At 63.3% G+C, this 14,389-nt stretch carries 12 protein-coding genes; 5 read left to right on the forward strand and 7 right to left on the reverse strand.

Features of this window, described 5'->3' with window-relative positions; translation table 11 throughout:
* Positions 1–41: 41 nt before the first annotated feature.
* Positions 42–1,529 carry an IMP dehydrogenase gene (guaB, locus tag AB7783_RS10365; protein WP_089263865.1) on the reverse strand — a complete coding sequence of 496 codons (1,488 nt, stop codon included), beginning with the start codon at positions 1,527–1,529 and terminating at the stop codon, positions 42–44.
* Positions 1,530–1,839: 310 nt separating this feature from the next.
* Here guaB and AB7783_RS10370 point away from each other — a divergent pair, with 310 nt between their 5' ends.
* The 4 genes from AB7783_RS10370 to AB7783_RS10385 all read left to right on the forward strand — a co-directional run bounded on the left by AB7783_RS10370 (position 1,840) and on the right by AB7783_RS10385 (position 5,255).
* Positions 1,840–3,315, forward strand: a complete 1,476-nt coding sequence (locus AB7783_RS10370) for an MFS transporter (protein ID WP_441277562.1) — start codon at positions 1,840–1,842, stop codon at positions 3,313–3,315.
* 3 nt (positions 3,316–3,318) lie between these two features.
* Complete coding sequence (locus AB7783_RS10375; protein ID WP_441277563.1) at positions 3,319–3,597, forward strand: hypothetical protein; 279 nt, start codon at positions 3,319–3,321, stop codon at positions 3,595–3,597.
* A gap of 188 nt (positions 3,598–3,785) precedes the next feature.
* Complete coding sequence (locus AB7783_RS10380) at positions 3,786–4,322, forward strand: TetR/AcrR family transcriptional regulator (RefSeq protein ID WP_441277564.1); 537 nt, start codon at positions 3,786–3,788, stop codon at positions 4,320–4,322.
* 66 nt (positions 4,323–4,388) lie between these two features.
* Entirely contained in the window at positions 4,389–5,255 is an 867-nt protein-coding gene (locus tag AB7783_RS10385) for a DMT family transporter (RefSeq protein WP_441277565.1), read from the forward strand.
* A 21-nt stretch (positions 5,256–5,276) separates the two neighbouring features.
* Here AB7783_RS10385 and AB7783_RS10390 read toward each other — a convergent pair whose 3' ends face one another.
* On the reverse strand, positions 5,277–5,987 hold the full coding sequence (locus AB7783_RS10390) for an RlmE family RNA methyltransferase (RefSeq protein WP_068730972.1): 711 nt from the start codon (positions 5,985–5,987) through the stop codon (positions 5,277–5,279).
* Between the two features lie 90 nt (positions 5,988–6,077).
* Positions 6,078–7,142 carry a Ppx/GppA phosphatase family protein gene (locus AB7783_RS10395; RefSeq protein WP_441277566.1) on the reverse strand — a complete coding sequence of 355 codons (1,065 nt, stop codon included), beginning with the start codon at positions 7,140–7,142 and terminating at the stop codon, positions 6,078–6,080.
* Between the two features lie 217 nt (positions 7,143–7,359).
* Between AB7783_RS10395 and AB7783_RS10400 the strand changes: the two genes are divergently transcribed.
* The gene (locus tag AB7783_RS10400) at positions 7,360–9,732 is read left to right on the forward strand and encodes a xanthine dehydrogenase family protein molybdopterin-binding subunit (RefSeq protein ID WP_441277567.1); all 2,373 of its coding nucleotides are present in this window, start codon (positions 7,360–7,362) and stop codon (positions 9,730–9,732) included.
* Between the two features lie 88 nt (positions 9,733–9,820).
* Here the strand turns inward: AB7783_RS10400 and AB7783_RS10405 are convergent, their stop codons facing one another.
* The 4 genes from AB7783_RS10405 to nusB form a co-directional block, all read right to left on the reverse strand.
* The gene (locus AB7783_RS10405) at positions 9,821–10,264 is read right to left on the reverse strand and encodes a hypothetical protein (protein ID WP_441277568.1); all 444 of its coding nucleotides are present in this window, start codon (positions 10,262–10,264) and stop codon (positions 9,821–9,823) included.
* A gap of 80 nt (positions 10,265–10,344) precedes the next feature.
* A complete protein-coding gene (locus AB7783_RS10410; protein WP_441277569.1) occupies positions 10,345–12,465 on the reverse strand; it encodes a sodium-translocating pyrophosphatase in 2,121 nt (706 codons plus the stop codon).
* Positions 12,466–12,874: 409 nt separating this feature from the next.
* Positions 12,875–13,873 (reverse strand): thiamine-phosphate kinase, encoded by a 999-nt coding sequence (gene thiL / locus AB7783_RS10415; RefSeq protein ID WP_441277570.1) that lies wholly within the window; start codon positions 13,871–13,873, stop codon positions 12,875–12,877.
* Positions 13,874–13,875: 2 nt separating this feature from the next.
* Entirely contained in the window at positions 13,876–14,388 is a 513-nt protein-coding gene (gene nusB / locus AB7783_RS10420; RefSeq protein ID WP_089263856.1) for a transcription antitermination factor NusB, read from the reverse strand.
* Position 14,389 lies beyond the last annotated feature (1 nt).

The following is a 14,389-nucleotide window of genomic DNA, read 5'->3' on the forward strand; positions in this document are numbered from 1 at the left end:
GCAGCGATGCCTATGCGGCACCGCAATAGTGCCCGGTATAGTTAAGCTCCGCCCGGATAGTTCGGGCTTTCGCGGGTAATCGTCACGTCATGCACGTGACTTTCGCGCAGTCCGGCGCTGGTGATGCGGACGAATTCCGCCTTGTCGTGGAATTCGGTCAGCGTCTTGGCACCGACATAGCCCATGGCGGCGCGCAGGCCACCGGCGAGCTGATGCATCACATTGGCCACCGGGCCCTTATAGGGCACCTGGCCCTCGATGCCTTCCGGCACGAGTTTGAGCGTGTCCTTGATGTCCTGCTGGAAGTAGCGATCCGCCGAGCCGCGGGCCATGGCGCCGACCGAACCCATGCCGCGATAGGCCTTGTAGGAACGGCCCTGCCACAGGAACACTTCGCCGGGGGTCTCGTCGGTGCCCGCAAGCAGCGAGCCGACCATGGCGATGTCAGCGCCGGCAGCGAGCGCCTTGGCGAGATCGCCCGAGAATTTAATGCCGCCGTCGGCAATGATCGGAATGTTGTGCTTCTTCGCGGCTTCCACCGCATCCATGATCGCGGTGAGCTGCGGCACGCCGACGCCGGCGACGATGCGCGTGGTGCAGATCGAGCCCGGGCCGATACCGACCTTGATCGCATCGGCGCCCGCATCGATCAGCGCCTGCGCGCCTTCGGTGGTGGCGATGTTGCCGGCGATCACCTGCACGGAGTTCGAAATCTTCTTGATGCGCGTCACGGCTTCCAGCACGCGCATCGAATGACCATGCGCGGTGTCAACGACGACCACATCGACGCCCGCATCGATCAGACGTTCGGTGCGCTCGAAACCGCCCTCGCCCACGGTGGTTGCGGCAGCTACACGCAGACGTCCCTGCGCGTCCTTGCTGGCAAGGGGATGCGCGACGGCCTTGTCCATGTCCTTCACGGTGATCAGGCCGACACAGCGATACTGATCGTCGACGACGAGCAGCTTCTCGATGCGATGCTTGTGCAGCATGCGCTTGGCTTCGTCCTGGCTGACGCCTTCGCGCACGGTCACGAGATTCTCGTGCGTCATCAGTTCGGAAATTTTCTGGTTCGGATTGCTGGCGAAGCGCACGTCGCGGTTGGTGAGAATGCCGACCAGCTTGCCGGGGACGTCCTTGCTCGCACCGGTGACGACGGGAATGCCGGAGAAGCCGTGCTCGCTCATCAGCGCCAGCGCTTCGGCCAGCTTGGCATCGGGGCCGATGGTGAGCGGATTTACCACCATGCCGGACTCGTACTTCTTGACCTGGCGCACCTGGGCAGCCTGGCCTTCCGGATCGAAGTTGCGGTGGATCACGCCGAGGCCGCCGGCCTGCGCCATGGCAATCGCCATGCGGGCCTCGGTGACGGTATCCATCGCCGAGGCGATGATCGGAATATTGAGCGGAATGGCACGGGTGGCGTGGGAGCGGATATCGGCGTCGGAAGGCAGGATGTCCGACAGGCCGGGCTTCAGCAGAACGTCATCGAACGTGTACGCTTCGCGGATCTTCTGAACGACTGCCATTGCCAACTCCATGCGGCGACCTCGGGATCGCGGTAGAAACCTCTGGATGCACCAATTCGACGGCGGCGCAGGACACCGTCGTCGAATCTGAACCCATAAGTAGGATTGGCGGTGGTCGATAGCATGCTGCTGCGCGAAATCAAAGCGTTTGGCTGCCATGCACAGGGATTTTAGGCGTTTTCGGCCTTCAGCCGGGCGGGCGCAGTCACGGATGATTTAGGAGGTATTCGGCCTCTCGCAATAGCCCACGCCCCGGCAGGATGTTAAAGCGCCCGCAGCTTGGGCACTCGTAAGAATCATCAATAATTTCATGAATAAAGAACGCCTGATCCCGCTCATCGTCGCCTCCGCCCTGTTCATGGAAAACATGGACTCCACGGTGATCGCGACCTCACTGCCAGCCATCGCCGCCGATATCGGCACCAGCCCGCTGACGCTGAAGCTGGCGATCACCTCCTACCTGCTCTCGCTCGCGGTGTTCATTCCGGCCTCCGGCTGGACCGCCGACCGGTTCGGCGCACGCGCGGTGTTCTCGATCGCCATCGGCGTGTTCATGATCGGCTCGATCGGCTGCGCGCTGTCGCAATCGGTCACGCATTTCGTCATCGCCCGCATCATCCAGGGCCTCGGCGGCGCCATGATGACGCCGGTGGGACGCCTCGTGCTGCTGCGCTCCATCGACAAAAGCGCGCTCGTCAGTGCCATGGCGTGGATGACGGTGCCGGCGCTGATCGGCCCGGTGATCGGACCGCCGCTGGGCGGTTTCATCACCACCTACTTCTCGTGGCACTGGATCTTCCTGATCAATATCCCGATCGGCTGCCTCGGCATCTATCTGGCGCTGCGCTTCATCGATCCCATCCGCTCGGAGGATCCGGAGCGCTTCGATCTGCTGGGTCTGGTGCTGGCCGGCGTCGGCCTTGCCGGCATTGCCTTCGGCCTCTCGGTCGCCGGCCTCAATCTGCTGCCATGGCCGATCGTCGCCGCACTGGTCGGCATCGGCACGGTGTCGATGACCCTCTACGTGATCCACGCCCGGCGCACCGCGTCCCCCGTGCTGGACTTCTCGCTGATGCGGCTGGTGACCTTGCGCGCCGCCATCATCGGCGGCTTCCTGTTCCGGCTCGGCATCGGCGCATTGCCGTTCCTGCTGCCGCTATTGATGCAGGTCGGCTTCGGCCTGTCGCCGTTCCAGTCGGGCATGGTGACCTTCGGCTCGGCGGTGGGCGCCATGGGCATGAAGACATTGGCGGCACGCATCATCCGCGCCTTCGGCTTCCGCAATGTCATGACCATCAACGCCGTGGTGAGTTCGGTATTCCTTGCTGCCTGTGCGCTGTTCACGGTGACCACGCCGCTGATGCTGATCCTGATCATCCTGGTGGTCGGCGGCTTCTTCCGCTCGCTCGAATTCACCGCGATCAACACGGTTGCCTATGCCGAGGTGGAGACGGCGCAGATGAGCCGCGCCACCACGCTGGTCAGCGTCAACCAGCAGCTGTCGATCTCCGCCGGCGTCGCGATCGGTGCATTCTCTGTGGAATCCACCATGCTGATGCGCGGCATGACCGAATTGTCGGCCGCCGATTTTGCACCGGCCTTCCTCGTGGTGTCCGTGATCTCGGCCGCCTCGGCCTGGTTCTTCTGGCAGATGCCGGACGACGCCGGCCACGAAATCTCCGGCCGCAAGGTGATCGATATCGCCAGCCGCAAGGGCGAGGCAAAAGCCGCCGTCAAGGCGGCCAGCGAAGGCACCGCAGATGCAAGGGATCAGAAGCTGGGGTGAGTTGTGACGCGCTCGCAATGGGCCATAGGTCTCGCCACGATCGTCCTCACGATCATCGCCGGCGTCATGTCGTTCGAATATGTGAACAGGCGATTTCCGCCGAAGCCCGCGCCCATTGAGCAGGTGACCGCGCAGGACGCCAACGAGCCGACCGATCCGGCTGCCGCTAAAACACCGCCGGCCTGCGTCGAGCGCGATGGATCCTGGCGAAACTGGTCATGGCCGAACGTGCCGATGCTGTCGCCGAAATGCGAGAGCGCGAAGCAGATCATCCGACCCTAAGATGACGAGAGCCGAAAGATCGCCCAAAGCGCGCCCTGTCATAAACTCCCCGCGCCCATCACCTTAAGCTGTCATTTGCAATTAACGACCAATCGGTCCATATATCACTAATGGAACATCATTCCCCTGTGCGGTTGCCGCGCGGCCGCCCCCGAGGTTTCGACACGGAAGCCGCCATCGAGCGCGCCATGAACGTGTTCTGGTCGCGCGGCTATCATGCCACGGCGCTTCCGGACCTTCTTCAGGCGACGAACCTCTCGCGTGGCAGTCTCTACGCCGCCTTCGGTGACAAGCGCGGACTCTTCCTGCGTGCGCTCGATCGCTACATTGCCGACGCCCTGCTACGGATGGACATCGAACTCGACCCGCGTGGCGCGCCAGTCGCTGGTCTACGGGCCTACCTTGCTGGTTACGTCGATCGGACGAGTGGCGCCAATGGTCGCCGCGGATGCCTGCTGGTCGCGACAGCCATGGAGTTGGGTGGCCGCGACCCGGAAGTCGATCGCCGCTTCGGCAGCTTTTTCAAAACTATGGAGGCCAAAGTAGCCAATGCGCTGTCGCGCGCGAAGGCCGCAGGCGAGTTGGCTCATGGTGTCGAGCCTGCAAGCGCGGCGCGACTGCTGGTCTGCTTCGTCGAGGGGCTGCGTGTCGTAGGTAAAACACGTCCCACACGAAGCACATCGCAAGCCACCGTTGACGCTCTTCTCGAACGCTTCATCAGGTAACGCGTCAAGGCGTCGCTGGTTGAACGCACCTATATCTGGACTGAACAGTCTTGAATGGAAAGTGTCATGTCGCTCATCCAGATTGTCTGCGCAGTGATGGTGCCCTTGCTTTGGGGTTATCAGTTCGTGGTCATCAAGGTGGGCATTGTGGAATTTCCACCGCTCTTCTTCCTTGGCCTGCGCTTTCTGGCTATGGCATTGCTGCTCGTTCCGTTCGTCAAAAAGCCCGCACGTCAGGAGCTCAGCCCTGTCGCCGCGATCTCGGTCTTTCTTGGTGGGCTGAACTTCGGCCTCTTCTATGTCGGCCTCGGGCTTGGCTCCGGAAGCATTTCGGCCGTCGCATATCAACTCGCCACGCCCTTCACCATCCTCTTGGCTTGGCCGCTGCTCGCGGAGAGACCGTCTCTCATAACCTCTAGTGGGGTGTTGCTGGCATTTCTCGGCGTGGTCGTGCTTGCAGCGGGGCCTGGTCTGTCTGCAAACGCTATCCCGATTCTGCTGGTGGTCGGGGCAGCACTCGCCTTCGCGGTCGCCAACGTCTTAACGAAGCGGCACGGACCCTTCGACCCCTTGATGTTAACGGGCTGGTCCTCTCTCTTCACGGTGCCGCAGGTGATGCTGATGTCGTTCGTCCTTGAAGATGGACAATTGACGTCCCTCGTCACGGCGGATGAACGTGGTTGGCTCGCGCTCGCCTACACTGTTTTCATCGGCGGAATTGTTGGATTTGGCCTTTGGTTCTGGCTCATCGCTCGCTGCACCATGGGCCGCGTGGCGCCATTCGGTTTGCTTCTTCCGGTCTTTGCCCTGATTTCAAGCGCGCTGTTCCTTGACGAGCATATCACTCCAACATTGATTGTCGGGGCGCTGCTCGCCATCTCCGGTGTTGCCATCACACAAGTGAGATCGAGCGCTCTACCAAATCGGACTTAGAGTCGCGTATGCGCTCACGACCTAGTTGTCGTGCTCACCGAGCCGGTGATCGCCTGCCACGCCGCGAAAACCCATCGCCAGCACGTAGCGCTCCGAGGAGTCCTTGCGGCTCGCCGCCGGCTTCACATGTTTCACCGTCGCGAAATCACGCTTCAGCTGGGTCATCAGCGTGGCGTCGGCACCGCTCTGGAACACCTTGGCGACGAAGGTGCCGCCGGGCTTGAGCACGTCGGCGGCGAAGGCTGCCGCGTCCTCGACGAGGCCGACGATGCGGAGCTGATCGGTCTTGCGATGGCCGGTGGTGTTGGCCGCCATGTCGGACATCACCACGTCGGCGAGGCCGCCCATCATCGCCTTCAATCTGTCGGGCGCATCATTGTCGAGAAAGTCCATCTGGGCGAAGGTCACGCCGACGATCTCCGGCATTTCCAGGAGATCGATGGCCACCACTTGCCCCTTGCCCTCGGCCGAGCCGACGCGCCGCGCCGCGATCTGGCTCCAGCCGCCAGGCGCAGCGCCGAGATCGACCACGGACAGGCCGGGCTTCAAGAAGCGGTACTTATCGTCGATTTCGATGATCTTGTAGGCCGCGCGCGACCGCAGGCCGTCCTTCTTGGCCTGCTGCACATAGGGGTCATTGAGCTGGCGGTCGAGCCAGAGCTTCGACGACAGTTTCATTCTGCCGGCGCTCTTGACCTGGATCCGCAGGCGTCCGGTGGTGTCTTTGGCCATGGTCTCGTGCTTGCTTTCAGCTATTCGCGTTTCCCTTAGCACGGCATGGCGGGAAACCCGAATATTCGCCCTGAATCGGGAAAATCAGGCTCAGGAGGCGCGGATCGCGCCATCCTCGCGCATCATTTCCACCAACATGCCCTCGCGCAGCCCCCGATCGGCCACGCGCAGCCGCGGCAGCGGGAACGCGTTGCGGATGGCGTCCAGAATGGCACAGCCACACAGCACCAGATCGGCACGGTCGGGGCCGATACACTGATTGGCCGCGCGTTCCGCGTAGGTCATGTCGAGCAACCTGGCGATGGTCTCGTCGAGCTCGGCATTGCTGAGCCAGATGCCGTCGATGCGGCGGCGATCGTAGCGCGCGAGGCCCTGATAGACGCCGGCCAGCGTGGTCACGGTACCCGAGGTGCCCAGCATATGCATGCCGTCAAGATCGCCGGCATGTTCGGCCGCGAACGGCGCCACGTGTCTGGCGACCTCCGCGATCATCTGCGTGTAGCTCTCACGGGTCACATGCTTGCCGCCGAACTTCTCGGCCAGCGTCACCACGCCGAGCGGGATCGACATCCACGCCTTGATCAGCGGTTTGCCCGAGGGATCCGTGGGATCACGCTCGATGCGCACCAGTTCCGACGAGCCGCCGCCGATATCGAACAGGATGGCACCGCGGCCCTGCGGATCGATCAACGGCGAGCAGCCAATCACAGCCAGCGCCGCTTCGGTCTCGCGATCGATGATCTCCAGCGTGATGCCGGTCTCGCGCGCCACCTGGTCGAGAAACGCGTCCGAATTCGAGGCCGCGCGGCAGGCTTCGGTTGCGATCAGCCGCAGCCGCTGTGCGTCCCGCGCGCGGATCTTGTCGCGGCAGATGCTGAGCGCCGAGATCGCGCGGGCAATCGCGGCGTCGCTGATCACGCCGGATGTCGAGACGCCCTCGCCCAGCCGGATGATCCGTGAAAACGAATCGACCACGCGAAAACTGTCGCCCGTAGGACAGGCGATCAGGAGACGGCAATTATTGGTTCCGAGATCGAGCGCGGCATAGGTGTTGGCGCATGCGGCTTCGCGCCCGCCGTCGGCCAATGCCGCAACCAATCCCTGCACACCCTCGCCCGGCCCATGGCCGCCGCGAAGCCGCGTGTCATCATCCATTCAATCTGTCTTTCCGCGACCGTTCCGGCCGGCGTGGAAACCTTCTTGGAAATATCTTTCACGGAAAGTTTAGCAGGGCACAGGATCAGCGCAACCTTGGCGCACCCCCATGCCCAATCGTCCGTTGTCGTACAGGTCACGCTGCCTTATCTCAGGGACTTACAGGGGCGCGCCCCCGCGCCAAATCCTGGAATCATCCACATTTGATGGATTCATCATGCAAGATTTTACCGGCTCGCCCGTCGACAACGCCATCGCCATGCAGAAATACGGGGTCGGCCAGCCTGTCCGCCGCAAGGAGGACGACACCCTCGTCCGCGGCAAGGGCAAATATACCGACGACGTCAACCTGCCCGGCCAGCTCTATGCCTGGATCGTCCGCAGTCCCCATGCCCATGGCGTGATCCGCGGCATCGATACCGAGGCTGCCAAGGCGATGCCGGGTGTCCGCGGCGTCTGGACCGGCCGGGATCTCGAAGCCGCCAATTATGGCCCCTTCACCTGCGGTCTGCCGCTGAAGAGCCAGGACGGCACCCCGCTGTTCCAGACCAATCGCCATGCTTTGATGACCGACAAGGTGCGCTATGTCGGCGACCCCGTCGCCTTCGTGGTGGCTGAAACAGTCGCGCAGGCCCGCGATGCCGCCGAAGCCGTCGTGCTCGACATCGACGCCCTGCCCGCCGTCACCGATTGCGAGGCCGCAACGAAGCCAGGCGCGCCTGTTCTCTACGACCACATCCCGAACAATGTCGCGCTCGACTATCATTATGGCGACACCGGCGCCATCGAGGCCGCCTTTGCGTCTGCCGCGCATGTCACCAAACTCGACATCGAGAACACCCGCGTCGCCGTGGTGTCCATGGAGCCGCGCTGCGCGCTCGCGACTTACGAAAAATCCGGCGGCCGCTACGTGATCCAGGTGCCGACCCAGGGCGTCGCCGGCAACCGCAATACGCTGGCCAAGCAGCTTAACGTCGCGCCCGACAAGGTCCGCATCCTCACCGGCAATGTCGGCGGATCGTTCGGCATGAAGAACATCAGCTACCCCGAATATATCTGCCTGCTGCATGCGGCGAAGGAACTGGGCAAGCCGGTGAAGTGGCTCGACGAGCGCTCCTCTAGCTTCCTGTCCGACAGCCAGGGCCGCGCCCAGGATATCCATGCCGAACTCGCCCTCGACAAGGACGGCAAGTTTCTCGCGGTGCGCCTGAAAGGCTACGGTAATCTCGGCGCCTATATCACCGGCGTGTCGCCAAGCCCGCTGTCGCTCAACACCGGCAAGAATCTCGCCAGCGTCTACAAGACGCCGCTGCTGTCGGTGGACATCAAATGCGTGCTCACCAACACCACGCTGATGGGCGCCTATCGCGGCGCCGGGCGCCCCGAGGCCAACTACTTCATGGAGCGGCTGATCGACCGCGCTGCCGACGAGATGGGCATCGATCGCTTCACGCTGCGCAAGCGCAACTTCATCAAGCCGTCGCAGCTGCCCTTCGCGGCCGCCTCCGGCGTCACCTATGACAGCGGCGATTTCCAGGGCGTATTTGAGAAGGCGCTGGCAATTTCCGATCACGCCGGCTTCGCCAGGCGCAAGAAGGACAGCCGCAAAAACGGCAAGCTGCGCGGCATTGCCGTCGGCTCCTATCTCGAAGTCACCGCGCCGCCGTCAGGCGAACTCGGCAAACTGACCTTCGGCGAAGACGGCACCGTGACGCTAACCACCGGCACACTGGATTATGGCCAGGGCCATGCCACGCCATTCGCGCAGGTGCTATCGGCGCAGCTCGGCGTGCCGTTCGACGCTATTCGCCTGGAGCAGAACGACAGCGACCTCGTGCGCATGGGCAATGGCACTGGCGGCTCGCGTTCGATTACCGCCTCGGGCCAGGCCATCGTCGAGGCGTCGGATCTCGTCATTGCCAAGGGCAAGGCTGCCGCCGCACATCTGATGGAAGCGTCCGAAGCCGATATCGAGTTCAAGGCCGGCCGCTTCACCATCGCCGGCACTGACCGCTCCATCGACATCATGGAACTGTCGCAGCGTGTGCGCGAGGGCAAGATGCCGGACGGCGTACCCTCCTCGCTCGACGTCGACCACACCTCATCGGACGTGCCCTCGACATTCCCGAACGGCTGTCACGTCGCCGAAGTCGAGATCGATCCCGACACCGGCGTGCTGACCATCGTCAATTACGCGGCGGTCAACGACTTCGGCACCATCGTCAATCCGATGATCGTCGCCGGCCAGTTGCATGGTGGCGTGGCCCAGGGCATCGGCCAGGCGCTGATGGAGAAAGTCAGCTATGACGCGTCGGGCCAGCCGATCACCGGCTCCTTCATGGACTATGCGATGCCCCGCGCCGGCGACATTCCGCTGATGCTGGTCGGCGATCATCCCTCGCCGGCGACGACCAACCCGCTGGGCACCAAAGGCTGCGGCGAAGCCGGCTGCGCCGGCTCACTCTGCACCATCGTCAATGCGGTGGTCGATGCACTCAGCGACTACGGCGTCACGCATATCGACATGCCGTTGACCTCCGAGCGCATCTGGCGCGCCATCCAGGACGGCAAGCAGAGCAAGGCGGCGTAAGCCCGACCAACTCAACAAAAAGCCCCGCGATCACATCGCGGGGCTTTTCTGTGTCGTCTACGCTAACGCGCCGTGGCCGACAGGACCCCTAGCTCTTCGTCCCGTATTTCCGCGCGAAATCCCGCCCGGAGCGCGCAATGCAGATCGCGGCCTGGCTCTGATACATCGAGCCCTCGTTCTTCTCTGCGATCTTGTCGCATTTCGCACGCGCCTTTTCATAGGCGGCCTTGGTCGCGGGGAGCGCCTTGGGGAGAAAGCGCGGTTCACATTTCGACAGCACGATGCTGGAAAATGCATTATCACCGGACGAACCAAGCTGGCAGAGTTCGAGAATCCGGTATGCGCCTTCGCAGCTGAACTCGGTCTTCATCGCGGCGATGATCGCCTGGTGGAGACCGCCGGCTTTGCTGATGGCGGCCTCGGAGATCGGGCATTGCTCGGCGGCCGAGGCCGGTGCGCTGCAAGCAACAAGCAGTGTGATGGCTGCAAAACAGTGACGAAAACGAACCCGACCATGGGGCAACGGCTGCATGTGGTCCTACCTGATCAAACGTAGAAAGAAAAATCCCGCGGCTTGCACCGCGGGATTTTCGCATTCGGCATCGCGGCCGTCTAGTGCGCCAGGATCGCCAGCAACAGCAACGCCACGATGTTGGTGATCTTGATCATCGGATTCACCGCTGGCCCCGCCGTGTCCTTGTAGGGATCGCCGACGGTGTCGCCGGTCACGGCTGCCTTATGCGCATCCGAGCCTTTGCCGCCGAAGTGGCCGTCCTCGATATACTTCTTGGCATTGTCCCAGGCGCCGCCGCCCGAGGTCATCGAGATCGCCACAAAGAGACCGGTGACGATGACGCCGAGCAGCATGGCGCCGACCGCGGAGAACGCCGCCGACTTGCCGACGGCGCCGCCCCCGGCAATGGCGTAGATGATGAAGTACACCACGATCGGCGACAGCACCGGCAGCAGCGACGGGATGATCATTTCCTTGATCGCGGCCTTGGTCAGCAGATCCACCGCGCGGCCGTAATCCGGCTTGTCGGTGCCCTGCATGATGCCCGGCTTCTCACGGAACTGACGCCGCACTTCCTCGACGATGGCGCTGGCCGCACGGCCCACCGCCGTCATGCCCATCGCACCGAACAGGTATGGCAGCAGACCGCCGAACAGCAGGCCGACCACCACATAGGGATTGTTCAGCGAGAAGTCCGGCAACACGCCCTGGAAGTACGGATACTTCGCGGCATTGGCGATGAAGAATTTGAGATCTTCATTGTAAGCCGCGAACAGCACCAGTGCGCCGAGACCTGCCGAGCCGATGGCATAGCCCTTGGTGACCGCCTTGGTGGTGTTGCCGACCGCGTCGAGCGCGTCGGTCGCCTTGCGGACTTCCTTCGGCAATCCGGCCATTTCGGCAATGCCGCCGGCATTGTCGGTGACTGGACCGAAGGCGTCGAGCGCCACGATCATGCCGGCCAGCGCCAGCATCGTCGTGGTGGCAATCGCGATACCGAACAGACCCGCGAGGCTGTAGGTGACGAGAATGCCGGCGATGATGACGATCGCCGGGCCCGCCGTCGACTCCATCGAGATCGCCAGACCCTGGATCACATTGGTGCCGTGACCGGTGACCGACGACTGCGCGATGGACTTCACCGGACGATAGTCGGTGCCGGTGTAGTATTCGGTGATCACGATGATCAACGCCGTGACAACTAGGCCGGCGACGCCGCATTCGAACAGCGCCAGACCCGTATATTTCACGCCTGCCAGCGGACCGAAACCGATCAGCCAGTAGATCACGGCGGCAACGCCGAACAGTGACAACACGCCGGTGGCAATCAGGCCCTTATACAGCGCGCCCATGATCGACTGGCTGGCACCGAGCTTGACGAAGAACGTGCCGGCAATCGAGGTCAGGATGCAGATGCCGCCGATAGCGAGCGGCAGTGTCATCATGTTCACGAGGAGTGGCGAACTCGCGAAGAAGATCGCGGCCAGAACCATGGTGGCGACCGCAGTCACCGCATAGGTCTCGAACAGGTCGGCGGCCATGCCGGCGCAGTCGCCGACATTGTCGCCCACATTGTCGGCGATCGTTGCCGGGTTGCGCGGATCGTCTTCGGGAATCCCGGCTTCGACCTTGCCGACGAGATCGCCGCCGACATCAGCGCCCTTGGTGAAGATGCCGCCGCCGAGACGCGCGAAGATCGAAATCAGCGACGCACCGAAGCCGAGCGCCACCAGCGCATCGATCACGGTGCGGCTGTTGGCAGCGAGGCCCAGGAAGTGCGTGAGATAGGCGAAGTAGATGGTGACGCCGAGCAGCGCCAGACCCGCCACCAGCATGCCGGTGATGGCACCGGCCTTGAAGGCGAGTTCGAGGCCGCCGGCCAGCGAGATGGTCGCCGCCTGCGCGGTGCGGACATTGGCCCGCACCGACACGTTCATGCCGATGAAGCCGGCTGCACCCGACAGCACGGCGCCGATCAGGAAGCCGAATGCAACGAGCATGCCGAGGAAGTAAGCCAGCAGCGCGAAGATCACGACGCCAACGATGCCGATGGTGAGATATTGTCGCTTCAGATAGGCCTGTGCGCCCTCCCGCACAGCCTCTGCAATTTCCTGCATCCGTGCGTTACCCGCATCGGCCTTCAACACAGAACTCGTCGCCCAGATCGCGTAAACGATCGACAGTGCCCCGCAGAGCACGATCACCCACAATGCTGTCATGGAATCTGCCTCAGTCCTTCCTGCCCGGCGCCTTGTTAGTTGGCGCATAAAAAGGAGGCCTGCCCAGCACGTGAGGACGGCCTCTCGTTTGATGAGCATGGCAAAATCGGTATCGGCGTGCAACGCTGCCAATGGGCTAATGCAGGATTTTTGGAGGGGCTCTTAACCTCTCCCCGTATCTTGCGCGGGGAGAGGTCGATCCGGCGTAGCGCAGCGAAGCCGGGTCGGGTGAGGGGCATGGCAATGGCCCTCCCCTGGTCGGCAGCTTCAGATCGTTCCGAACCAGCAACAGCATTACTTGGTCAAACCGCGTGCCCCGCCCCTCACCCGCCGCGAAGACGCGGCGACCTCTCCCCGCGCAAGATGCGGGGAGAGGTTAGGTCCGCGCTTGCCGGAACAGTGAGGCTAGTCAGAAGTGGCTGTAGGACAGGCGCTTCAACACGATGTCCCTGCCCGCCTGGTCGACGAAGCGGGGCGATGACGCACCTGCAACAATCGTCCCGATGACCGCGACCCGCACGCCCGCCTGGTGCGCGGCTTGCACGAAACCGGTCGTGCGATTCTCAGGGATGGTGCAGAGGACTTCGTAATCGTCGCCGCCGGCAACGACCGTTTCGAGACCAATCACACCGCGATCCAGCAGTGCTGCCACCGGATCCGACAGCGGAATAGCCGATGCATCGATGACGGCAGAGACGCCCGACACCGTACAGAGCTTGGCGAGATCGCCGGCCAATCCGTCGGAGACATCCATCGACGCCGTCGCGAAATCGCGTACCGCCAATGCCAGCGCGTTGCGTGGCTGTGGCACGCGATAGCGTGCCACGAGCGCATCACGCGCGTTACTGTCACCAGCCAGCGCCGTCGCGACCGCGCCGCCTTTCAGCGCCGCAAGGCCAAGCGTAGCATCGCCGATCGTGCCACTCACGACCACGCGATCCCCCACCGCCGCGCCGTGGCGGCGGACCATCTTGCCCACCGGAACGCGTCCGAAGGCGGTGACTGAGATCATCAGCGGCCCCGGCGTCGAGACCGTATCGCCGCCGAGCAATACGCAGCCGAATGTTGCGATGTCTTCGCCGAGACCGCGCGCGAATTCCGCCAGCCACGCCTCATCATGTGTCCGCAGCGCCAGCGTCAGCACAAAGCCGACCGGCAGCGCGCCCTTCGCGGCGAGGTCCGAGAGGTTCACCCGCAGCGCCTTGCGCGCAATGGTGTCCGGGGGATCGTCGGCGAGAAAGTGCACGCCCTCGACGATGGCGTCGGTGTTGACAACGATATCCTCGCCGTCAGCCTTGAGCACCGCGGCGTCATCGGTGAGCCCGAACGCGCCGGGATCAGTCGCGAGCGGCTTGAAGTAGCGCGCGATCAGGGTGTCTTCGCCGGATGCGTTGGACCCGGCTGACATGATCAGTGTCCTGCGCGCGAAAACTCTTCCGCGCGAAACTGCCGGGCGATCTGGTCAAGCACCGCATTGACCATGCCGGTCTCGTCGCCTTCGACGAAGGCATGCGCGACGTCGACATATTCCGACACCACGACACGGCCGGGAATGTCCTTGCGATGTTCCAGCTCATAGGCGCCGGCGCGCATCACCGCGCGCAGGATCGCCTCGATCCGCTGCAGCGGCCAGCCCCTGGAGAGCGCGTCGTCGATCAACGGATCGAGCTTGTTCTGGTCGCGCACCACGCCGGACACGATGTCGCGGAAGAACGCCTCTTCGGCGGGGAGATACTGGTCGCCCTCGATCTCGCTGCCGAGCCAGAAGCTCTCGAACTCGGCGAAGACGTCGTTGATGCCCGCCCCGCCGATATCCATCTGATACAGCGCCTGCACCGCGGCGAGACGCGCAGCACCGCGGCGGTTGGCCTTGCGGTCGCCTTTCGGCACGGGCTTCTTGAAGTCGGCTTTCTTGTCAGCCATC

Origin of the sequence: Tardiphaga sp. 172_B4_N1_3, assembly GCF_052076035.1 — a bacterium.
Classification (GTDB): domain Bacteria; phylum Pseudomonadota; class Alphaproteobacteria; order Rhizobiales; family Xanthobacteraceae; genus Tardiphaga; species Tardiphaga robiniae.